At 53.8% G+C, this 22,393-nt stretch carries 18 protein-coding genes; 1 reads left to right on the top strand and 17 read right to left on the bottom strand.

The window, feature by feature from the left end; genetic code table 11:
- Window positions 1-36: 36 nt before the first annotated feature.
- From CHH75_RS07450 to uxaC, 3 genes are read right to left on the bottom strand one after another with little or no spacing between them, the layout of a single operon-like run.
- Window positions 37-1,545: a UxaA family hydrolase gene (locus CHH75_RS07450; protein ID WP_095397863.1), complete on the bottom strand. Its 1,509-nt coding sequence runs from the start codon at window positions 1,543-1,545 to the stop codon at window positions 37-39.
- Window positions 1,542-3,047, bottom strand: a complete 1,506-nt coding sequence (locus CHH75_RS07445; RefSeq protein ID WP_095397862.1) for a tagaturonate reductase — start codon at window positions 3,045-3,047, stop codon at window positions 1,542-1,544. The genes CHH75_RS07450 and CHH75_RS07445 overlap by 4 nt, the downstream gene beginning before the upstream one ends.
- Complete coding sequence (gene uxaC, locus CHH75_RS07440; RefSeq protein WP_095397861.1) at window positions 3,047-4,480, bottom strand: glucuronate isomerase; 1,434 nt, start codon at window positions 4,478-4,480, stop codon at window positions 3,047-3,049. Before uxaC ends, CHH75_RS07445 begins: the two co-directional genes overlap by 1 nt.
- A 166-nt stretch (window positions 4,481-4,646) precedes the next feature.
- On the opposite strand from uxaC, the gene CHH75_RS07435 reads away from it, so the two are divergent.
- The gene (locus CHH75_RS07435; protein ID WP_230875699.1) at window positions 4,647-5,531 is read left to right on the top strand and encodes a helix-turn-helix transcriptional regulator; all 885 of its coding nucleotides are present in this window, start codon (window positions 4,647-4,649) and stop codon (window positions 5,529-5,531) included.
- Between the two features lie 156 nt (window positions 5,532-5,687).
- On the opposite strand, the gene CHH75_RS07430 is transcribed toward CHH75_RS07435, so the two are convergent.
- From CHH75_RS07430 to CHH75_RS07365, 14 genes are all read right to left on the bottom strand, one after another.
- Complete coding sequence (locus tag CHH75_RS07430; protein ID WP_095397860.1) at window positions 5,688-8,354, bottom strand: FtsK/SpoIIIE family DNA translocase; 2,667 nt, start codon at window positions 8,352-8,354, stop codon at window positions 5,688-5,690.
- Window positions 8,355-8,414: 60 nt separating this feature from the next.
- Window positions 8,415-8,657 carry a YlzJ-like family protein gene (locus CHH75_RS07425; RefSeq protein ID WP_095397859.1) on the bottom strand — a complete coding sequence of 81 codons (243 nt, stop codon included), beginning with the start codon at window positions 8,655-8,657 and terminating at the stop codon, window positions 8,415-8,417.
- On the bottom strand, window positions 8,654-9,385 hold the full coding sequence (locus CHH75_RS07420) for an ATP-dependent Clp protease proteolytic subunit (RefSeq protein WP_176475493.1): 732 nt from the start codon (window positions 9,383-9,385) through the stop codon (window positions 8,654-8,656). Before CHH75_RS07420 ends, CHH75_RS07425 begins: the two co-directional genes overlap by 4 nt.
- 288 nt (window positions 9,386-9,673) lie before the next feature.
- Window positions 9,674-11,353, bottom strand: a complete 1,680-nt coding sequence (locus tag CHH75_RS07415; protein ID WP_095265685.1) for a ribonuclease J — start codon at window positions 11,351-11,353, stop codon at window positions 9,674-9,676.
- A 218-nt stretch (window positions 11,354-11,571) separates the two neighbouring features.
- A complete protein-coding gene (dapA, locus tag CHH75_RS07410; RefSeq protein WP_095397857.1) occupies window positions 11,572-12,453 on the bottom strand; it encodes a 4-hydroxy-tetrahydrodipicolinate synthase in 882 nt (293 codons plus the stop codon).
- A gap of 44 nt (window positions 12,454-12,497) precedes the next feature.
- Window positions 12,498-13,712: an aspartate kinase gene (dapG, locus tag CHH75_RS07405; protein WP_095265687.1), complete on the bottom strand. Its 1,215-nt coding sequence runs from the start codon at window positions 13,710-13,712 to the stop codon at window positions 12,498-12,500.
- Between the two features lie 189 nt (window positions 13,713-13,901).
- On the bottom strand, window positions 13,902-14,498 hold the full coding sequence (locus CHH75_RS07400) for a dipicolinate synthase subunit B (RefSeq protein ID WP_095397856.1): 597 nt from the start codon (window positions 14,496-14,498) through the stop codon (window positions 13,902-13,904).
- Complete coding sequence (dpsA, locus tag CHH75_RS07395) at window positions 14,498-15,394, bottom strand: dipicolinate synthase subunit DpsA (RefSeq protein WP_095265689.1); 897 nt, start codon at window positions 15,392-15,394, stop codon at window positions 14,498-14,500. Before dpsA ends, CHH75_RS07400 begins: the two co-directional genes overlap by 1 nt.
- Window positions 15,395-15,641: 247 nt before the next feature.
- Window positions 15,642-16,088, bottom strand: coding sequence for a dUTP diphosphatase (gene dut, locus CHH75_RS07390; RefSeq protein WP_176475488.1), 447 nt, complete (start codon window positions 16,086-16,088; stop codon window positions 15,642-15,644).
- Window positions 16,066-17,331: a M16 family metallopeptidase gene (locus CHH75_RS07385; protein WP_095265690.1), complete on the bottom strand. Its 1,266-nt coding sequence runs from the start codon at window positions 17,329-17,331 to the stop codon at window positions 16,066-16,068. Before CHH75_RS07385 ends, dut begins: the two co-directional genes overlap by 23 nt.
- A 101-nt stretch (window positions 17,332-17,432) precedes the next feature.
- Entirely contained in the window at window positions 17,433-18,413 is a 981-nt protein-coding gene (locus tag CHH75_RS07380) for a polysaccharide deacetylase family protein (RefSeq protein WP_095397855.1), read from the bottom strand.
- A 156-nt stretch (window positions 18,414-18,569) separates the two neighbouring features.
- Window positions 18,570-20,669: a polyribonucleotide nucleotidyltransferase gene (gene pnp, locus CHH75_RS07375; protein ID WP_095265692.1), complete on the bottom strand. Its 2,100-nt coding sequence runs from the start codon at window positions 20,667-20,669 to the stop codon at window positions 18,570-18,572.
- 294 nt (window positions 20,670-20,963) lie between these two features.
- Window positions 20,964-21,233: a 30S ribosomal protein S15 gene (gene rpsO / locus CHH75_RS07370; protein ID WP_095265693.1), complete on the bottom strand. Its 270-nt coding sequence runs from the start codon at window positions 21,231-21,233 to the stop codon at window positions 20,964-20,966.
- Window positions 21,234-21,416: 183 nt separating this feature from the next.
- Window positions 21,417-22,370 (bottom strand): bifunctional riboflavin kinase/FAD synthetase, encoded by a 954-nt coding sequence (locus CHH75_RS07365; protein WP_095397854.1) that lies wholly within the window; start codon window positions 22,368-22,370, stop codon window positions 21,417-21,419.
- Window positions 22,371-22,393 lie beyond the last annotated feature (23 nt).

The following is a 22,393-nucleotide window of genomic DNA, read 5'->3' as shown; positions in this document are numbered from 1 at the left end:
TAACCACAAACCAGTATTTACCTTCCTACATGAACGCTACAGAATGACACCATCCTTGAAGATCGATATTTCCCGGAACTCATGCTTCTCGTTATTCGTTCTGCGGCTTCCCGAGGCCAGGTCAATGATATAATCGAGCAGTTCCTCCTGCACCTGGTCCATCGAGCTCCCCTCCAGCAGCACGCCGGCATTAAAGTCGATCCAATGCGATTTCCGCGCGGCAAGCTGCGAATTGGTGGAGATTTTCACGGTCGGCACCGGACCGCCGAATGGGGTGCCTCTGCCTGTCGTAAACAGCACCAGATGCGCGCCAGCGGCAGACAGCGCGGTTACCGATACGAGGTCGTTCCCCGGCGCTTCGATCAGATTGAGACCGGTTTTCACGGATCTTTCCCCATATTTGAGCACGTCGGTGACGATGGCACGACCGCCTTTTTGTGTGCAGCCGAGCGATTTTTCCTCCAATGTTGTAATGCCGCCATCCTTGTTCCCCGGTGACGGATTCTCATACACTTCCTGCCCATGACGGATAAAATACTCCTTGAACCCGTTAATAAGCTGCGTAATATCCTCGAATACCTGACGGTCAGCCGCCCGCTCCATCAGAATTGTCTCCGCGCCGAACATTTCCGGCACCTCGGTTAACAGGGCGGTCCCGCCTTGCGCGGTGACGGCGTCAGCAATTCGCCCCGCGAGCGGGTTCGCTGTAATGCCTGACAGCCCATCCGAGCCGCCGCATTTAAGCCCGACCCTCAGCTTCGACAGCGGCACCTCAGTCCGTTTGAACTGCTCAGCATAGTCGACCAGTTCTTCAATAAGCTCCAGACCCGCTTCCAGCTCATCCTCGATCTCCTGCGTTCTGAGATACTTCACCCGTCCCGGAGGAACCGGGCCGATCAGCGCCTTCATCTCGTCAATCTGGTTGTTCTCACATCCGAGACCGATGATCAGCACGCCAGCCGCATTGCCATGCTTCGCCAAGGAAGCCAGCAGCTGCTGCGTATGCTGCAGATCATCCCCAAGCTGGGAGCAGCCATACGGATGCGGGAAGTGATACACCCCGTCAATGCCGCGGTCTTTAAACTGCTGATTGGCCATTCGCGCCAGCAGTTCACAGGTTTTGTTGATGCAGCCCACCGTATTTATAATCCAGATTTCGTTGCGGATGCCCGCCTCGCCATCTTCCCGAATATAGCCTTGAAAGGTCCGCCGCTCCCCAGGGGCCGGTTGCACGGTCTGCGAAGAAGAGGGACGGTATTCATAGTCCAGCTTGCCGGACAGGCCCGATTTCAAGTTGTGGGTATGAATCCAGCTGCCGGGTTCAATCGCCGCCGTTGCCACACCGATCGAATAGCCGAATTTGATGACATGGCTGCCCTTCTCGATCGGACGCAGCGCCAGCTTGTGCCCTTTCGGGATGTCTTCCCGCGCCTCAAAGGCATGCTCCTTGCCATCGATGACGCAGCGCGCATGCTCGCCCGCAGCCAGAGGCTTAAGCGCAATACCAACATCATCTTTCGGATGAAGCACGATCATATCGTTCATCGTTCCACCAGCTCCATTTCCTGAAGATAGCCGCACACCGCTTCATGCAGTCCGGTTATGGCGTTCAGATTCTCATCCCACAGCTTCTCCGACCCGAGCAGATCGCTGGCCAGGCCGGACAGCTCCAGCTCTCCGCTGCGATAACGCGCCCAGGTGCCCTCGAACAGGGCCAGTGCTTCCTCATCATCCTTCACAGGCACGCGCTGGCCGTCCAGCCGCTGACCGAACCACTCACCATCCCTCCGGATGACGTCGTACAAGCGGATCAATGCGGCCAGCCCTTCCGCGATGGTCGGCGGGATCACGCCATGCAGCTGAACATAACCCTTCAGGCTGGGAAGCAGACGGACTTTGAACTTGGATATGCTGTTCATGGAAATGTCGGCCAGCTTATGGCGAATGAATGGATTCCGGAACCGTTCCCATACGGACTCGGCGTAGCCGAGCGCTTCCTCTCTTGAAATCGGCACGGAAGGGACTAGCTCCTGCTCCATGGCGGCCTTCAGCTTCGGGCCCCATACCGGATGCTCCGTCACCTGCTTCACCTCGTCCACGCCGTGAATCCGTCCAATCGCGGCCATGAGTGTGTGGGTACCATTGAGCAGACGGACTTTACGCGTCTGAAACGGTGTCAGATCCTCCACCCATTGCACATTCAGGCCAGCCATATGAAAAGGCAGTCTTTCCCCCAGCGCCGGCTCCCCTTCAATCGCCCAGAAATGATAAGGCTCCGTCGCATTCAGCATCCGGTCCTCATATCCCCACCTGTCATAATAAGTTTCGGCCTGCTCCGGAAATCCGGTCACGATCCGATCCACCAAGCTGTTCAAGAACCGGTTGTGATTCCTCACCCAGCTCGAAAACGACGCGGGGAGCTTCCAATCCTCGGCATGCTGAAGAACGATGCGCAGCAGCTCATCGCCATTGCGCTCCAGCAGTTCGCACGGCAGGATCAGCAAGCCCTTGGCGGGATCTCCCTTATAATGCTCATATCGCCGGTACAGCAGCAGCGCCAGCTTGCCCGGAAACGAAGCGATCGGTTCCTCCGGCTTCCAGGCAACCTGTTCATAGCGGATCCCCGCCTCCGTTGTATTGGATACAACGATCTCCAGGTCGGGACTTTCGGCAAGTCCGAGAAACTCCGCCCATGCTGAATAAGGATCGATCATCCGTGAGAAGACGGTGATTAGACGCTCTTCCTCGATGCGCTTCCCGCCAAGCAGGCCTCGGGTCAGCAGCGTATAGATCCCATCCTGGGATGACAGCTGTTCAAGCTTGGCCTTTCCGGAAGGCCTTGGCTGCGTAACGGCAATCCCTCCCCGAAACAGCCCTTTCCGATTGCACTCATCCACCATCCAGTCCACAAATCCCCGCAAAAAATTGCCTTCTCCGATCTGAAGCACCTTCACCGGGTATGTCTTCAGCTCATCATATTGGCGGGCAGCGTCCGTTCCTTCAAGCGCATGACGGCCAAGCTGACTTCTTCCTGCGTCTGTCTTCATCAGGACTCACCAGCCTCATCGGACGCTCCGAACCGGAAGTAGGCTTCTGCATTGTTGTAGCAGATCGCCTGGACCATCTCACCCAGCCACGCCGGATCATGCGGTGCCTCGCCGCGCTCCACCCAGTCGCCGAGCAGATTGCACACGATTCTGCGGAAATATTCATGGCGGGTGTAGGACAAGAAGCTGCGGGAATCGGTCAGCATGCCGACAAAACGGCTGAGCAGCCCCATATTCCCCAGCTTGCTCATCTGGTCGATCATGCCGTCCTTTGTGTCATTGAACCACCAGGCCGAACCGAACTGGATTTTGCCCGGAATGCCGTCACCCTGGAAGCTGCCAATGAGCGCGGCGAGAATGTCGTTGTCTCTTGGATTGAGGGAATACAGAATCGTCCGGGGCAGCGCCTGCTCCTGATCCAGACGGTCCAGCAGCCGAACAAGCGGCGTTGCGAGCGGCGCGTCACCGATGGAATCATATCCTGTATCCGGGCCGAGCGTCTGGAACATGCGGGTATTGTTATTCCGCTGTGCATTGATATGGTACTGCATCGCCCAGCCAAGCCGGGCATAGATTTTGCCTAGATGGAGCAGCGTGAATGTCTTGTACTTCACTTCTTCCTCCCGGCTAACCCCGGAACCTTGAAGCGCTTTCAGAAAAATAGCGCCCGCTTCTTCCTGCGTCGTCTCGGCATAAGGCACATAATCCAGCGCATGGTCGGATACCCGTCCGCCAACGGAGTGGAAAAATTGTGCCCGGCTCTCAAGGGCCTTCAGAAACGAATCATAGTCCGAAATCGTGATGCCGCTAGATTCCGCCAATTTAGCCACCCAAGGCACAAACGTATCCCGGTTGATTTCGAGCCCCTTATCCGGACGGAATGACGGCAGCATCCGAAAGCCCGGCGCATCCTCTTTGGACAACTTGATATGGTACTCCAACGTGTCGGTTGGATCGTCTGTTGTACACACCACCTGCACATTGCTGGACTTGATCAGCCCTCGGGTCGTCATATCGTCTTCGGCCAATCGCGCGTTGGCCTGCTCCCAGATGTGCGGCGCTGTCTTTTCACTGATGATATCGTCAATGCCAAAAATGCGGCGAAGCTCCAGATGCGACCAATGGAACAGCGGATTGCCCAGCGTCATCGGCACCGTCTTGGCCCAGGCGAGAAAGCGGTCATAATCGCTTGCTCCACCGCCGCCCGTAATCAGCTCTTCCCTTACCCCATTGGCCCGCATCGCGCGCCACTTATAATGATCACCGTCGATCCACGCTTCGGTCAGGCTGCGGAACCTGTGGTTCTCGTATATCAACTGCGGGCTTAAATGACAGTGATAGTCTATAATCGGCATCTTCTTAGCATAATCATGGTATAGCGTCTGGGCCGTGCTGCTGTGTAACATAAAATCCTCATCCATAAATGGTTTCATCGGTTCACCACCCCTATAAAGTTACCTCCATCATATAGCATCATCAGTTGTAAAACTTCACTTTTTTTGCTCATATCAGCTGTAATTCAACATATCCTGCTTTCCTATAATTTGGTACACTAGAGTTGTTCAGGCACGTCTTCACGTAAGGAAAGGAGCAGCGCCGATGAAATCAGGAATGATGGGAAAGATGCCTCATATGGAAGCAAACGCAATGACATTTGGCGAAGAAGAAGGCGAGTTTTATTACGATCGCGTACACCGAATCGAACCTTTCGAACGAAACAACCATTATCACGGAACGTATGAAGTGTTTTATTTGGTGTCGGGAGAGCGGCATTATTTTATCAAGGAGAAATTGTATGCCATTCAAGCCGGGGATCTGGTATTCATCAACAAGTTTGATGTGCATAAAACATCGGGGCTCGGGGACCCGGAGCATGAGCGGATCGTCATCAACTTTTCCGACAACTTCGTCAGCGCCAGCCAGCCGCTTCAGCCGCCGGGCCTGCTCAGCCTGTTCAAGCTTGACCGCCCGCTGCTTCGCCTCAGTCCCGACGAGCAGCAGATGATGCGGTCGCTATTTCACAAGATGGAGCAGGAAATTGCAGAACAGGCACCGGCGTATGAGCACATGCTTCGCATTCTGCTGACAGAACTGCTGATCCGAGCAGGCCGCATGCTGGATTCGGCGCCAGCCCCGGCACCGGTTTCCAACAATCCGCTGCACCAGAAAATAACCGACATCGTCAAGCACATCCATACGTTTTATTCGTCCAAAATTACGCTCGACGCCTTGTCATCGACATTCTATATAAGCCCGTACTATTTAAGCCGCATCTTTAAAGAAATTACCGGGTTCACGATCATCAACTACGTCAATCTGACCCGCATCCGGGTAGCCCAGCAGCTGCTGAATGATACGGACATGAAAATTGTGGATATTGCGGAAGCGGTAGGTTTTGAAAGCCTCACGCACTTTGACCGCACCTTCAAGAAAATGATGGGCATGACCGCCAGCAAGTATCGCAAAGGAAGCGGCGCCGGCTAAACTGAAAAGCCCCCGGCTGCCGCATCCCATCGATCCATCCATGGCAGCTCTGCCAAGGGAAACATGCATCGGGTCATACATATGAAAAAACCGCCCCTTGGGGAGGGACACGTCGGTGTCCACTCCCGCAAAGAGCGGTTACTTTCAAGATTCAGATCAACTGATTCGGTTTTGCTGGTATTGCTCCAGTGACATCAGCACCTCGCGCGGCTTGCTGCCTTCATACGGACCGATGATTCCTCGCGCCTCCATGGAATCGATCAGTCTGGCGGCACGGGTGTAACCCACCCGCATCCGCCGCTGAAGCAGCGATACCGAAGCCTGCTTGGCCTCAAGCACAATCGTCACCGCCTGATCATACAGCTCATCCAGCTCTTCATCTTCGGCCGATGCGCTGTCATCAATCTCCGGCACGATCGATTCATCGTACTCCGCCTGTCCTTGATCACGGACGAAGTTGACAATGTTCTCCACCTCATAATCGCTCATGAATGCCCCTTGCACGCGGATCGGCTTGGATGAGCCCATCGGCATGAACAGCATGTCCCCCCGGCCAAGCAGTTTCTCGGCCCCGGCCATATCCAGAATGGTCCGGGAATCGACCTGGGAAGATACGCCGAAGGCAATCCGGGAAGGTATGTTGGCTTTGATCACGCCAGTAATGACGTCAACCGACGGCCGCTGGGTTGCAATGATCAGGTGGATGCCCGCTGCCCGGGCCATTTGGGCCAGGCGGGTAATCGCGTCCTCCACATCGTTGGCCGCCACCATCATCAAATCAGCAAGCTCGTCCACGATCACTACGATGTAAGGCAGAACAGCTGCCGGATTATCCTTCATCAATGCATTATAGCCTTCAATGTTACGCGTCCCGGATTTGGAGAACAGTTCATAACGCTTCTCCATTTCAACGACGATCTTCTTTAGTGCCAATGAAGCCCGCTTCGGATCGGTCACCACCGGAGCCATCAGATGTGGAATCCCGTTATATACGTTGAGCTCGACCATCTTCGGGTCAACCATCAGAAATTTCACTTCGTCCGGCTTGGCCTTGTACAGAATGCTGGTAATAATGCCGTTGATGCACACCGATTTGCCCGAGCCGGTTGCCCCGGCGACAAGCAAGTGTGGCATTCGGGCTAGGTTGCCGACAATCGTCTGCCCCGAGATGTCCCGCCCGAAGGCAATCGACAGCTTCGATTCCGCTTCCTGGAACACCGGCGTCTCCATCACCTCTCGCATGGTTACAATGGACACCTCATGGTTCGGCACCTCAATTCCGATCGCCGATTTGCCCGGGATCGGCGCTTCCATCCGGATATCCTTAGCCGCGAGCGCGAGCGCAATATCATCGGTCAGATTGACGATGCGGCTCACCTTCACCCCGATATCCGGCTGAATTTCATAACGGGTAACGGACGGCCCGCGGACAACCTCCAGCACCTTGGCCCTTACGCCGAAGCTTTCCAGCGTCGCCTCCAGCTTGCGGGCTGTCTGCATATAGTCGCTCTGGTCGCCCGCCTTGCCGCCATTTTTAGGCTTGGATAACAGGCGGAACGGCGGCAGCTTGTATGGCTTCGGCGGCGGCACCGGCGCAGCTGCGGCTGCCTGGCCGCTCTCTTCCCCACTGCCGCCGGCAGCGGCTGCCTCCGCCTGCTGCCCGGCCTCATGATGACCGGCCTCATCATCTGCTGGCAGCTCTTCATAAGCCACCTCATCCACTCCGATGTCTCCCGGTATTTCCGCAGCCGGGCTCTCGGAGGAGAGGGGTGGCAGCTCCATGTCATCGACTTCCTCTTCCTCGCCTTTCCCTTCCTGCTTCACATGCTCGAAGAAGTCGCGAATGATCGGTGAAGAAGGCGAAGCCGTGCCCATATCAGGAGTGGCCGTTTCCGGCTCAGTCTGGCTGAACACAACCGCTTCCGCGGCTCCAGGCGCGCCGACCCCGCCTCCGGTCGTGTAAACCGGCGGCCCGCCCTCCAGCTCGTCCTCCTCGGGAGCATAAGCAGAAGCAGGCCGCTTCTCTTTGCTGAAGATGTGGAAGATCGGGAATGTCCCCTTTCGCTTCGGAAGCTTCAGCTGCTCCAGATCTTCGAGATCATCCGCTTCGTCATCGTCATAATCCTCCGGCAGCTTGATATTCTGTTTCGCAGATGTTTTCGCTGCTGCCTTGCTCCGCGTTTGATGCGCGTTCAGCTGCTTCTGGATTCGCTGTCCCGCCTTCGCCACCCGGACGCGGAACATCCGCATCAGATCGACGTAGGACAGATTTGTAATTAGCATAAAGCTGATAAACAGCATCACAATCATAATCAGTCTTGCCCCTATGCTGCCAAACAGCGTCAGCAGTAACGCAAATTGCAAAGCGCCGACATATCCGCCGCTGATGTCTTTACCCATAACAGGATGAGATCCGTCTGCCGGTTTGCCGCCAATAAGCTCACCCTGCAAATCACTATGTATCTGGCTCAGCACATTGGAACCGGTCAGCTGACCAATCGGAGCCAGCTTGGATTCAAGTCCCGATATGCTGCTCATCAACGTCAGCGACAGAACAAGAATAAGAACACCCGTCTTCCTGCTGTTCCAGCGGCGCGGCCATTTTCGATGAATCATCACCATCAATCCGTAGTAAATGGCAATCAGGGGGATGATGAAATAATACTTGCCGAGCAAGTAAGCCGACATCTTCGAGAGCGAACGCCCGACAGGAGCTTCTCCCGACAGCGCGATCACCGCCAAGGTCATCAGAACGATGCCATATATTTCATATTTCAGTACAGCTGCAAATATCGGCTTCTTTTTTCTCCTACGTTTTGCCAAAAGAGTCACCCCCGAATCCATATTATATCATATATTCGGTGGCGTACCTATGTTCTGTTTTCAGCCTTTCGAATCATTTTCCAATGTCGGAATATACCGAATCATGCGCCCCGGCGCATAATCCGGATTCAAGTAATGGTGAAGCTCGCAATCCAGCAGCCGCACGATTCGCGCCTGCTCCTCACCCAGCAGCTCGACCTCCATCAGCACGCCTCCCAGCCGGATTTCCTTCAGTGGCATCGGCTCGGCTGGAGGCGCAAATTGCCACAGCATCTCCTCAGGTACAATGCTATACCAGATCATTGGGTAATGCCTCCCGCCTGCGCCGATTTGCGTTCCGTAATCATGCTGTTCAGCCGGTTCAGCGCCTGCCCGATGCCGCCTACTTCATCCATCAATCCAAACTTGACCGCATCCGCTCCCGATACAGCCGTCCCGATATCCCGGTTTAATTCGCCGGTTTTGAACATCAAATCCTTGAACTGATCCTCCGTTATTTTCGAATGACTTGTGACAAAACGGACGACGCGCTCCTGCATCTTCTCCATATATTCGAACGTCTGCGGAACACCGATCACTAAGCCGCTCATCCGGATTGGGTGAATCGTCATCGTTGCGCTTTCCGCGATATACGAATAGTCAGCCGCTACCGCAATCGGCACGCCGATGCTATGGCCGCCGCCAATGACTACCGTCACCGTCGGCTTATTAAGAGAAGCGATCATCTCCGCAATGGCCAGGCCAGCCTCTACATCCCCGCCTACCGTATTAAGAATGATCAGCAATCCTTCAATCCGCGAATTTTGCTCGGCGGCCACCAGCTGAGGGATCATATGCTCATACTTGGTCGATTTGTTCTGAGGGGGAAGCACAATATGCCCTTCGATTTGACCGATAATCGTCATGCAAAATATGTTCGAATCCGCGCTGCCAGGCACTGCCGTCTGTCCCAGCTGCTGAATAGCTTCAGCCACGGTTGCCTTCTTCCCTTCCTCTGTTCCCACAGGCGGATTGCTTGGCGCTCCATTCATCCTGATGTTGCGATCTGTTTGCGTCCGCTCTTTGTCCATGTGCTGATCCCTACCTTGTCTTTATATAGTCAGGGCCGTTCATCACGGCTACGTCTTAGTATGGCAAACGGCCATACCGTTTTATGCCTGGGACAACACTGGAACATGAATTCCTCCGCAAAATTCCATCACACAACAAATAAGCCTCCTCTCGCAGGAACCGTCCATATTACCTGCGAGAAGAGGCGACTGTGTGCCTAGTTATACAATTGTGCTCATTAGCTGCAGACGAATAAAGCTTAATGTCAATTAAACTTCCATGATGATCGGCAGGATCATCGGTCTGCGGCGAGTTTGTTCATACAGGAAGCGGCCCAAAGCGTCTTTCACGCTTGTCTTCAGAGACGCCCACTCGTTCACATTCTCGCTCATCAGCTTCTGAAGCGTGCTGGATACGATGCGGTTCGCCTCGTCCAGAAGCCCTTCGGATTCCCGTACGTATACAAAACCGCGGGAAATGATGTCAGGGCCGGATACGATCGCTCCGCTCTGCTTACTTAACGTTACCACGACAACCAGAATGCCGTCCTGGGACAACAGCTTGCGATCGCGAAGCACGATATTGCCCACGTCACCTACACCCAGTCCGTCAATAAGAACGTTACCGGCGGTAACCTTGCCTGCTTTTCTGGCTGATCCGTTCTGAATCTCGACAATTTCACCGATGTCGGTAATGAAGATATTGTCCGGATCCACTCCAACGGATTCTGCCAGCAGTGCGTGACGCCGCTGCATTCTGTATTCACCGTGAATCGGAATAAAGAACTGCGGTTTCATCAGGTTGAGCATCAGCTTCAGCTCTTCCTGGCTGCCGTGTCCGGATACGTGAACGCCGGAATTGGAGCCGCTGTAGATGACATCAGCACCAAGACGGAACAATTCGTCAATCGTCCGGCCCACATATTTCTCATTGCCCGGAACCGGAGTTGCCGCTATGATGACGGTGTCGCCTGGCAGTATATCCACCTTGCGATGCGTCGAGCGGGCCATGCGGGTCAGCGCCGACATCGGCTCGCCCTGACTGCCTGTGCAAAGCACGACCACCCGGTCAGCAGCCATCTTGTTCACTTCTTCCGGCTCGATAAGCATGCCGTCAGGGATGTGCAGATACCCCAGCTCTGCTGCGATCGAGACGACATTCACCATGCTTCGTCCAATGACGGTTACTTTGCGGCCCGACGACTCCGCTGCATTAATGACCTGCTGAATCCGATGAACGTTCGAAGCGAAGGTCGCGATAACGACACGCTGCTCGGCTTTGCGGAAAATGTCTTCCAGAACGATGCCCACACTTCGCTCCGAAGGTGTGAACCCGGGTTTTTCCGCGTTCGTGCTGTCGGACAGGAGTGCTAGCACGCCCTTGCTTCCGATTTCAGCCATACGCTGAAGGTCGGCATATTGATCATTCACCGGGGTATGGTCAAACTTGAAGTCCCCCGTATGAACGACATTGCCTTCCGGTGTTTCGATGCAGATTCCGACGGAATCCGGGATGCTGTGGTTCGTTCTGAAGAACGTAGCCTTCATCGTGCTGCCAAGCTCAACTTCGGAATCGGCATGAATCAGAATCCGCTTCGTCTCTCCCAGCAAATTGGCTTCTCTTAGCTTGTTCTCAACCAAGCCAAGCGTCAGCTTCGTCCCGTACACAGGTACATTCAAATGTTTCAATACGTAAGGCAGTCCGCCGATATGGTCTTCATGACCGTGGGTAAGCAAAATGCCTCTCACTTTGTCACGATTCTCCGTTAAATAGCTGATATCAGGAATAACAATATCAATGCCCAGCATATCCTCCTCAGGAAATTTCAATCCCGCGTCCACGACAACGATGTCGTTGGCATATTGGACAACATACATGTTCTTCCCGATCTCACCGACGCCGCCCAAGGCAAAAATCGATAGTTTATCGCTGCTAATTTTCTTTGACAAAAGTTCTAACCCTCCTAAAGTTTTTGGACGTCGTTCTAATCGTTATATTAAATTTCAAAAAAATACCGCACCCAGTCACTTGAACTCATTATACATGAAGAAAAAGTGAAAACACAAGTCAGCCGATCCCGTGTGCTTTAGGATGCCCTTGTATAGCTCTTTTAAACGAAAAAGCCACCCGTCCAAACAGACGAGCGGCTTCCTATCTCCATATGCAATTACAGATTGGACAACAAGTGGTTAATAAAGGCTGCCTCGCGTTCAGTTGGCGCTACAAGCGGCAGGCGAACGTCTCCGACCTGGTACCCTCTTTGCACAAGCGCGTACTTAACGGCCGCCGGGTTCGGGAGCGGCTCCGGGCATTCGAACAGCCCTTTAAAGAGCGGGAATAGCTGCTGGTGAAGCCGAGCGGCTTCCTTTACCTGGCCATCGACATAAGCTTGAATCATCGCTTTCATCTGTGCGCCGGCCACGTGGCTGGCGACACTGACGATGCCATAAGCACCGACCGCAAGCGCCGGCAGCGCTGCTGAATCATCGCCGGAATAGACGATAAAGCCTTCCGGAGCCCCGGCAACAATCGCCGTTACCTGATCGATCGCGGCACATTCCTTCGTGGCTACCACATTCGGAATCTGGGCCAGACGCAGCGTCGTTGCTGCGCTCAAGCTGATGCCTGTGCGTCCAGGCACATTGTACAGCATCACAGGCAGCGTGGTCGCAGCGGCGACCGCTTCAAAATGTCTGTACAGCCCTTCCTGATTCGGCTTGTTGTAATAAGGCGTTACGAGCAGAATGCCATCCACGCCGCACTGCTCCGCTTTTTTGGTTAGTTCAATGGAATGGGCCGTGTTGTTGCTGCCCGTGCCGGCGATGATTTTGCTTCTTCCGGCAGCGTGTTTGACCGCAAAGCGGAACAGCTCCAGCTTCTCCTCTTCGGTCAGCGTCGGCGATTCGCCTGTCGTACCTGCAATGACCAGCGCATCCGACTTCTGGTCCTCAATCAGATGATCGATAAGCCTTGCCGTCTCGTCCCAATGAATGGAGCCATCCCCGCGAAAAGGCGTGACCATGGCCGTAATTAATCTTCCGAAATCCACCTTGATTCCCCCTTGAAAACGGTTGTTGCCGGTAAATCGATTCCCTACCGGTGAAGTTCAAATTTACTATGCAGTGCACGGAGGGCCTGAGCCATGTCCTCTTTCTTTACGAGTACCCAAATCGTTGTATTGGAATCTGCCGATTGGAGTATCGGAATGTCGTGCTCGCTAAGCGACTCCACGATTTTGGCCATGATGCCGGGAACCCCGTTGATGCCGCCGCCGATGACGGACACCTTGGCGCATCCGGACAGACTTTTTGGCTTCAGATTTTGCTTTTGGAGCACCTCGATCGCTTTTTCAGAATCGCTGTCAAACACGGTATAAAGTACCCCGGTAGGGGTAACATTAATAAAATCAACGCTGATGGAATGTTCAGCCATCGCTTTGAACACCTTCAGCTGGAGTCCTTCCGAAGGATCACCTTCCACCGAAATTTGCGTAATATTGCTTACATAAGCGATCCCAGTCACATACCGGTCCACGATGCCGGTCTGCACGTCCCTGAAGCCTTCGGGCTGGGTCACCAGCGTCCCTTCACTATCTGTGAATGTTGAGCGAACCCGGACCGGAATTTGGGACTGCATCGCAATTTCCACTGCCCGGGGATGGATGACCTTGGCCCCCTGATGGGCCATATTGCATATTTCCGTATAACTGACATAGCTTAATGGTTTGGCATCCTCCACGATTCGAGGATCCGCTGTGAGAATGCCATTGACATCGGTATAAATGTCAACCATCTCGGCCCGCAGGGCGGCTCCGAGTGCCGTAGCGGACGTATCGCTTCCTCCGCGGCCGAGGGTGGTGAAATCCCCCGTTTCGGTCTGCCCCTGAAACCCGGTCACAATCACAACCTGATACCGCTCCAGTTCCTTGATGACTCTCTCGGGCCGCACGTCCACAATACGCGCATTGCCATGCTGACTGTCTGTTGTAAATCCGGCCTGCGCTCCGGTAAGCACCGTCGCCGTAATGCCTTCACTGTATAGCAGGCTGCACAGGGTAGATGCCGATATGATCTCCCCGCAGCATAGCAGCATATCCTTCTCACGCGAAGGAAGCGCGTTGCCGTTCTGCTCGATCCAGTTAAGCAGCGTATCTGTCGCGTAAGGCTCACCGCGGCGTCCCATGGCTGATACAACCACGACCAGCCTGTACGCATTGGCAAGTTCGCGCTGGATATGACCGATGACGCGTGATCTCGCTTGCGGTGTGGACAAGGAAGTGCCGCCGAATTTTTGAACTAAGATACGCATAAATATTCCTCCGTTTATAGGTGCCCAAAAGACGAAAAAAGGCGGGCCGACCGAATTGAAACGGCCGGCTGCTTGAGCCTGACCGTTTCATGTATCTATAATCTATAGTTTGCCGCTCAATGACGAAACCTCACCCTCATGAACGGAACACGCAGTTATCATTTTACCCCATTGTCGAACGATAGGGAATTATGCCGACTGAAATTTCTCAATCAAAAGCGGCTGAAGCTGTTTTCCTTCAAGCGCTGCGTAGCATGTTTCCGGTACAAGCTCCATTTTCGCTACGAGCGAATTCGGCTTTTTCACAGGATCATCCTGGCCGAACGGAACAAAATAAATGTTCTTCGTAACGAGCAGCTTCGCGATGTTCGCCGCATTCAATCCGAGCCCGTCGTTGGTCGAAATGGCCAGCACCAGCGGTCTGCCGTTCCGCATCTGGGCCTTGGCCGCCATCAGCACCGGGCTGTCGGTCATCGCATTGGCCAGCTTGCTGGTCGTGTTGCCCGTGCATGGCGCGATTACCATCACATCCAGCAGCTTGGATGGGCCAAGCGGCTCGGCGTCGACAATTGTAGAAATAATATCATTCCCGGTTATATCTTTCAACTGTTTCTGCCAGCTGAGCGAAGTGCCGAACCTCGTGTCTGTTGTCATGATTGTGCTGGATACGATCGGAACCACATTCGCCCCGCCGTCCTTGAACCGCTGAATCTGCGGCATAACCTCTTCCAGCGTACAGTGCGAACCTGTCAGCGCATAACCTACCGTCTTGCCGTTCCAATCCATTACGCTTCCCCCCGAATCTTGATTTCTTCAGAAATCAGCTCCACCAGCGCGTTTGCCAGAATGATTCCAGCCGTCTTGGGAGCCACGATTCCGGGTAATCCGGGTGCCAGCATTGCTTTGATTCCCCGTTTCTCGGCATAGCGAAAATCGCAGCCGCCGGGTGCGGAGGCAAGGTCAATAATGACAGCCTCCCGAGGCATTTTCGAGATGATTTGTGCTGTGACTATCATAGTTGGAATCGTGTTAAAAAGCAAGTCAACATCGACCACTTCGCTCCCCAAATCCTTGATCATAAAAGGCTTCCAGCCCATCTCCTCGGCTCTGGCAAAGTGCTCTGATTTCCGTACTCCCATCTTGACTGTGGCACCCAGTCCCTGAAGGCTGCGCGCCATCGTAAATCCCGTCCGGCCCATACCGAGAACCATGCTGGTTGAACCATGAATCGTAAAATCCGTATTCTGGATGGCCATCATGAGGGCTCCTTCCGCCGTCGGAATCGAGTTGTAGATGGCAACATCATCACGTTCCAAAATTTCCACCAGCTTAATTCGGTATTTGTTGCACAATGTGCGCAAATAATGTTTGGCCATGCCCGTGTATACCACACCGTTTTTAGGCATAGCTGCAATATGTTCTTCCTGCAGTTTTAAAGGACCTTCCGAAAATAACGCGCTGACACGTCCTTCATCATCACATCCCACGACAGGCAGCACCAGGGCATCCGCTTCTGCCAGCAACTCCGGCGTCAGCGGCTCCCTCGTGACTCCCTGAAATGGCTCCTGCAGTTTCTCAAAACCGGCTATCTTGACGGAGGCATCCATATCCGCACATTTACGTATAACCTCGATCTGCCTGGCGTCTCCTCCTACAAAGACGGTCCGGATTCCAGTCAGCATGGAAGGCGTCGCTCCTTTCTTCAACCATCGTATAAACCATCTTATGCCGAAGCCTAAAAGGTGGTGAGGAAAGATGAGTGTGATATTGGTTGAATTTGGAAGTGTTGGATACCAGCTGCGCCAATATAAAAACGGCGCTCACGGTTGAAGCGACAACCGTGAGCGCCGTAAATTCATTATATAAACTCTAACCCATGAGTGCATTCGACACGCAGGCATACGTTTTATGACCTTATAACGATCCGCCTTATTTGCCGGTATGGCCAAATCCGCCCGCTCCGCGCACGGTATCGGACAGTTCATCCACCTCCACAAACTCGACGGCAGGCACCGTCTTGAACACCATCTGGGCAATCCGTTCGTTGCGCTCGATGGTGAATGGCTCCTGCCCCAGATTGATGAGCAGCACCTTGACTTCCCCGCGATAGTCCGCATCAATCGTTCCCGGCGCGTTCAAGCATGTAATGCCATGCTTGTATGCAAGCCCGCTTCGCGGACGGATCTGCGCCTCCAGCTCCCCCGGCATCGCGATGGCGAACCCGGTCGGGATCAGCTTGCGCTCTCCTGGCGCGAGCACTACCGGTTCCTCGACGGCGGCGTGCAGATCAAAGCCTGCCGCAAGCTCTGACATTTTGACAGGCAGCTTGATATCCTCGTTTCCGGGCAATCGGTTAATTTGAACGTAGTGCAACAAATTCATTCCTCCTAAGTGTGTTTAATGCCTTGTCTGTCGTTCCGACCATGGCCAGCGCATATGGCGTTCCGAACATCCGGTCAAGCACCGCATCAATGTCGTCCATGCTAACCTTTTCGATCCGCTCGATCACTTGATCAAGGCTGTAGTGGCGGCCGAGCATCAGCTCATTTTTGCCCAGACGGTTCATGCGGCTCCCGGTGCTCTCCAGGCTCAGAATCAGGCTGCCCTTCAGCTGTTCCTTGCCTTTGCGCAGCTCCTCCTCCTGCATCCCGTTCGTTGCCAGATCAAACAGCATTTCCTTGGTCAGTTCGAGGACGTCCTTCGTCTGCTTCGGCGCCGTTCCGGCGTAAATGGTAAACATGCCGCTGTCCGCATGGGAACTGTGGTAAGAGTAGACCGAATAGGCCAGTCCGCGCTTCTCCCGAATTTCCTGGAACAGGCGCGAGCTCATGCCACCGCCGATGGCATTGTTGAGCAGCACCATGGCATACTGAAGATCATCTCCGATGGCCAGGCCCGGAAATGACATGCAAATATGATTTTGCTCGGTTTTTTTCTTCCGGAACTCGATTCCGTCCTGAAATACCGGAACTTCCAGCGGCCCGCTCGTCCCGCGGTTGGAGAACTGGCCAAAATGCCGCTCCAGCAGCTCTACTACGCTCTCATCAATATTGCCTGCCAGGGAGATGACGGTGTTGTCAATTGTATAATGGCTTGTCATGTAGGCTTTAAGCGCCTCGGAGTCCATCGCCTCCAGCCGATCCTTCGTGCCGAGAATTGGATAGGCCAGCGGATGGCCGCCGTAGACGGACAGCGACATCAGATCATGTACCAGATCATCCGGTGTATCCTCATACATCGCAATCTCTTCCAGGATGACGTTCTTCTCTTTGGCAAGCTCTTCCGAATCCAGCTTCGAATGAAAGAACATATCGGACAATACATCCACCGCAATCGGCAGATGCTCATCCAGCACTTTGGCGTAATAGCAAGTATATTCCTTGGCCGTAAATGCGTTCACATTCCCGCCAATGGCGTCAAACTGCTCCGCAATGGCACGCGCGTCGAAGCGTTCGGTGCCTTTGAACATCATATGCTCTATAAAATGCGTAATCCCGTTGATCTCGGGGGTTTCATTCCTCGATCCGGTCTTGACCCAGATGCCGAATGAGACCGAGCGGCTTGTCGGGATTTGCTCCATAACAACTCTCAGGCCGTTAGACAGCTGTATTTTTTTCATGATAGGCCCCCCTAATTGTTCCGCCAAGGTTCACTTCCAATGGCTCGATTTACCTAATGCCATCCATACATTTTATCAAACTTGCCTCTGCCGCTCAACCGCTAGGGCATGATCCGCTCCGGGGACAGCGTCTGGCTGACCGTGCCGATGTGAAGCCCTTTGGCGCGGATGCCTTGAATCATGGCTTTAAGTGCTTTAGAGGACGACTCTGTCGGATGCATCAGAATGAGAAATCCCGGCTCGGCCTTGGTTGTGATTTTATGAACGACCGATTCCGGAGACGGCTTTTTCCAATCGACCGTATCCAGCGTCCACAGCACCGTTTTCAGTCCACGGGCGTGGGCAATTTCGACCGTCTGCTGGTTGAAATCGCCGGAAGGCGGAGCGAACCACTTGTTCTCTACACCAAGGCTGTCCTTTAGCAGCTGCTGCGTTTTGGCGATCTCGAGCTCGGCGCGAGCGCGGCTCAAGGAGCTCATATTCGGATGCGAGTAAGCATGATTCTCGACCTCATGACCGCGTTTGACGATTTCCGCTGCCAGCTCCGGGTTCTTTTTGAGCCAGCTGCCGTCCAGGAAAAAGGTCGTCTTTACGTTCTCCTCATCCAGCGTATTGAGCATCGGGACCAAATACTCATTGCCCCAGGCCACATTGATCATCAAGGAAACCATCGGCTTGTTCGGATTGCCGCGGTAGATCGGATGGACGCCCAGATCGTCTAGCTTCACTTTGGCAGGGATCTGGCGATATATGTAGGTAATCGGACTTCCGGGCTTATACTGCTGCACAGCCTGCTCATAGGTCGCCTCCACATCAACTTCAAGGCCGTTATAGCCGGGGATCGCCTTCCATACGCTGTCCACTCTAGCATCCTGCGGCTCTACCCTCACCTTGGCAGCCTCCGCTTCAATCGTATTTAACAGCTCCAGATGGACTTCGCTCTTCCGCTCTGGTTTGGCGGTGATCCCACTGGCTGGATAGGCGCTTATTCCCTGTACATAATCCCAGGCTCCGCTGAACACAGCAAGAGCCGATACCATTGCGGCACCAGACAGGAGCACCGTTATTTTTTTCCGATTCATGGGCTTGATCCCCTCTCTTTGAGAAGCTTTGTCCCATTTTATGAAAAAATCGGTCATTAAATACGTCCTTAAACGCAAAAAAAGAGCCAGAAATCAGTTCTGTCTCTTTTCTACGCTGGTACAAGCTTGATGCGGTTGATCCGAATTCAGCAGGCCTCAGCTTTTGCTCGCTTCGGCTGTCAGCACGGCTTTGCGCGACAGGTTGATGCGGCCTTGCTGATCGATCTCGGTTACTTTTACCGTCACGACATCGCCGATAGACACCACATCCTCCACTTTCGCCACCCGTTCAGTGGACAGCTGGGAAATGTGAATCAGCCCATCTTTATTCGGAAGAATTTCTACGAACGCGCCGAATTTCTCGATCCGTTTTACCGTTCCGGTATAGATTTCACCTACGGCAACTTCGCGGACGATACCTTCGATAATCGACAGCGCCTTCCGGTTCATCTCTTCGTTGGAAGAGGCGATGAATACGCGGCCATCCTGCTCAATGTCGATTTTTACGCCGGTTTCTTCAATAATTTTGTTGATGATTTTACCGCCAGCACCGATAACGTCACGGATTTTATCCGGGTTAATCTGCATGGTGATGATTTTAGGCGCATATTGGGAAAGCGTCTCTCTCGGCTTCTGGATCACTTCCATCATTTTGCCAAGGATGAACATGCGGCCTTCCTTCGCCTGCTCCAGCGCTTCCTCAAGAATCGCGCGGTCGATGCCGTCGATTTTGATATCCATCTGAATCGCCGTAACCCCATCCGGCGTACCTGCCACCTTGAAGTCCATGTCGCCCAGATGATCTTCCATGCCTTGAATGTCTGTCAGAATGGATACATGATCTCCGTCTTTGATGAGACCCATCGCTACCCCGGCAACCGGCGCTTTAATCGGAACGCCTGCGTCCATCATCGCCAGCGTGCTGGCACAGATGCTCGCCTGCGAAGTCGAACCGTTAGACTCCAGCACTTCGGATACGAGACGGATCGTGTAAGGGAAATCCACCTCGGAAGGAATCACCTTGGACAAGGCGCGCTCGCCCAATGCGCCATGACCGATTTCGCGACGTCCCGGTGCACGAAGCGGACGAGCTTCGCCGACACTGAACGGCGGGAAGTTGTAATGGTGCATGAAGCGTTTCGTTTCTTCCAGATCGATGCCATCGAGGATCTGCACGTCGCCAAGCGCGCCAAGCGTACATATGCTGAGCGCCTGAGTTTGACCGCGCGTGAACAGCCCTGAACCGTGCGTACGCGGCAGCAGGCCGGTATCGCATTCGATCGGCCGGATTTCGGACAGACCGCGTCCGTCCGGACGAACTTTGTCATGGGTAATAAGACGGCGAACTTCTTCCTTCACAATATCGTGAAGAACCTCTTTCACGTCTTTCAGCAGCTCTGGTGTTTCGATATATTTCTCTTCAAAATGGGCATACGCCTCTTCGTTGATGGCATCAATCGCTTCCTGACGCGCATGCTTCTCGGCAATGCGGACTGCCTCAACCAGACGAGCGCCCGCAAATTCGCGCACCTCGCGATTCACCGTTTCGTCAACGGCATGAAGCTTGACTTCCATCTTCTCTTTGCCGGCAACAGCCACCAATTCCTCGATTTTCGCCACGATGTTCTTGATCTCGTCATGCCCGAACATAATCGCTTCCAGCATCACTTCTTCAGGAACCTCGTTCGCTTCAGCCTCAACCATCATGATGGCGTCCTTCGTACCCGCAACGACGAGATAAATGTCGCTTGCCTCCTGCTCCGCAATCGTCGGGTTCACAACAAAGTTTCCGTTCACCCGGCCCACGGCCACGCCGCCGATCGGTCCGTTAAACGGCACGTCCGAGATGCTCAGCGCCGCCGAAGTTCCGATCATCGCTGCAATTTCCGGTTCACAATCCTGATCGACACTCATGACCAGGTTCAGCACCTGCACATCGTTCCGGAAGCCTTCCGGGAACAATGGACGAATCGGACGGTCTGTCAGACGGCTGGCAAGAATCGCTTTCTCGCTCGGTCTTCCTTCACGTTTGATGAATCCGCCCGGAATTTTGCCGACAGCGTACAGTCTTTCCTCATAGTTAACAGTCAACGGGAAAAAATCCAGATCTTTGGGCTCGCTGGAAGCCGTCACCGTACACAGTACAGCCGTTTCGCCGTAGCGCACCATGACCGCCGCATTCGCCTGTTTGGCCAGACGTCCGGTTTCAAGAACCAGCGGTCTTCCACCGAGCTGCATTTCAACACGGGTTTCCATATAATCCCTCCTCGTGGGGACAGTATTTTTTGTTCCTTCAAGTGTTAAGTATTGCCTTTATTATGAATGTTCATAAAATAGGATTGTTCGTTGCAGCCGAAACGATAGCGATTCTGGTTCTCATATGTAAAATACAGCACACAAAACGTTTCATCAACCAGCAGATTCAGCCGACATAACAACTCCTATCAACAGGCAAAACCAAAAAATTTAGAAAAGAGCCCGGCTGCGCCGCTGTCGTTCCAGGAAGGACAGTGGACAACCAGGCTGCTTTTACGCACATCGTATGGATGATTAGCGACGCAATCCAAGCTTTTCGATCAAAGCGCTGTAACGGGTAACATCCTTGTTTTTCAAGTATGCAAGCAATTTACGGCGTTGACCGACCATTTTCAGCAATCCGCGGCGGGAGTGATGATCCTTCTTGTGAGTACGCAAGTGGTCAGTCAGGTTCGTAATATTTTCCGTTAGGATAGCGATTTGCACCTCTGGAGATCCTGTATCGGACTCGTGAGTTTTGTGCTCGTCAATCAGTTGTTGTTTACGTTCTTGAGTCAATGCCATCCTGTTCACCTCCTTCATCATAATCCCCATTGGCCGAGTATACCGACGGTGAGATCAAGCATCCAAGCCAAGGTTATAATTGCCGTGTTTTCCGGCAACCTCTACGAGTATAGCATACTTTGCCCAAAAAAGAAAATCAAAACGAAAGAAAAACATGCTTCATCCGCCGCACGAGGAAAACAATTATTCGGACTCGCTTAAAATTGTGCGGGCTTCCGCTGCATCGCGGTTAATCCACTCCACCAGCTCGTCCACCGATTCGAATTTATGCTCCTTGCGAATGTAGGACACCAGATCGACGGTCAGCATTTGGCCGTACAGATCTGCTTCATAATCGAACAGATGCACTTCAAAAACCGGCTTCGTTATCCCTTCGTGGAAAGTTGGCTTGACGCCGACATTCATCACGCCCGGAATGCGGCGGTTCTCGCCGGGAATCTGTGCAAATACGGCATATACGCCGAGCGCAGGCACGACATAGGACTCAGCCAGCTCCAGATTCGCCGTCGGAAAGCCGATCAGCCTGCCCCGCTTCTCCCCGTGAATAACACTGCCGCGGATGCGGTAATGGCGGCCGAGCCACCGGTTGGCATCCGACAGCTGTCCCGTCTTCAGCGCTGTTCGGATGGAGGAGCTCCCCACCTTCTCTCCGCTCATCAAAAACGGCGGAATCGTAATGACTTTCATCGCACCCTTGCCCAGCTCTGCCAGCATGTCGGCGTCACCCTGGCCCTTGTGACCGAAGCGGAAATCAAATCCGACCACGGCCGTTTTCAGTTCAAGCGGAAGCAGCACATCCGTAAAAAATGCTTCCGGACTTACCTTGGACAGCGCTTCGTTGAATTCAACCACATAGAGGATGTCGATGCCCATATCGGCCAGCAGTGCTTCCTTGTCCGGCTGGGGCGTCAGATAGCCCTCATAGCTCCCTTTGCGAATCACATCCTTCGGATGCGGGTAAAAGGTAATGAGCGCGGCCGGAACGCCTTCTTCCCGGGCCAGACGAACCGCTGTGGACAGCACGCTCGCATGTCCCAGATGCAGCCCGTCAAACTGGCCGATCGCCGCAATTTGCGGCTGACCGAGCTGCTGTTTCAATTCCGATGAAATCGGATAGGATAGGGAAACCACTTTCACGAATTTCTCACCACCAGTCCATA

This window comes from Paenibacillus sp. 7541 (assembly GCF_002276395.1).
Taxonomy (GTDB): domain Bacteria; phylum Bacillota; class Bacilli; order Paenibacillales; family Paenibacillaceae; genus Paenibacillus_AQ; species Paenibacillus_AQ campinasensis.
Note: the sequence above shows the minus strand (reverse complement) of the source record. Positions and strands in the feature narration are given on the sequence as shown.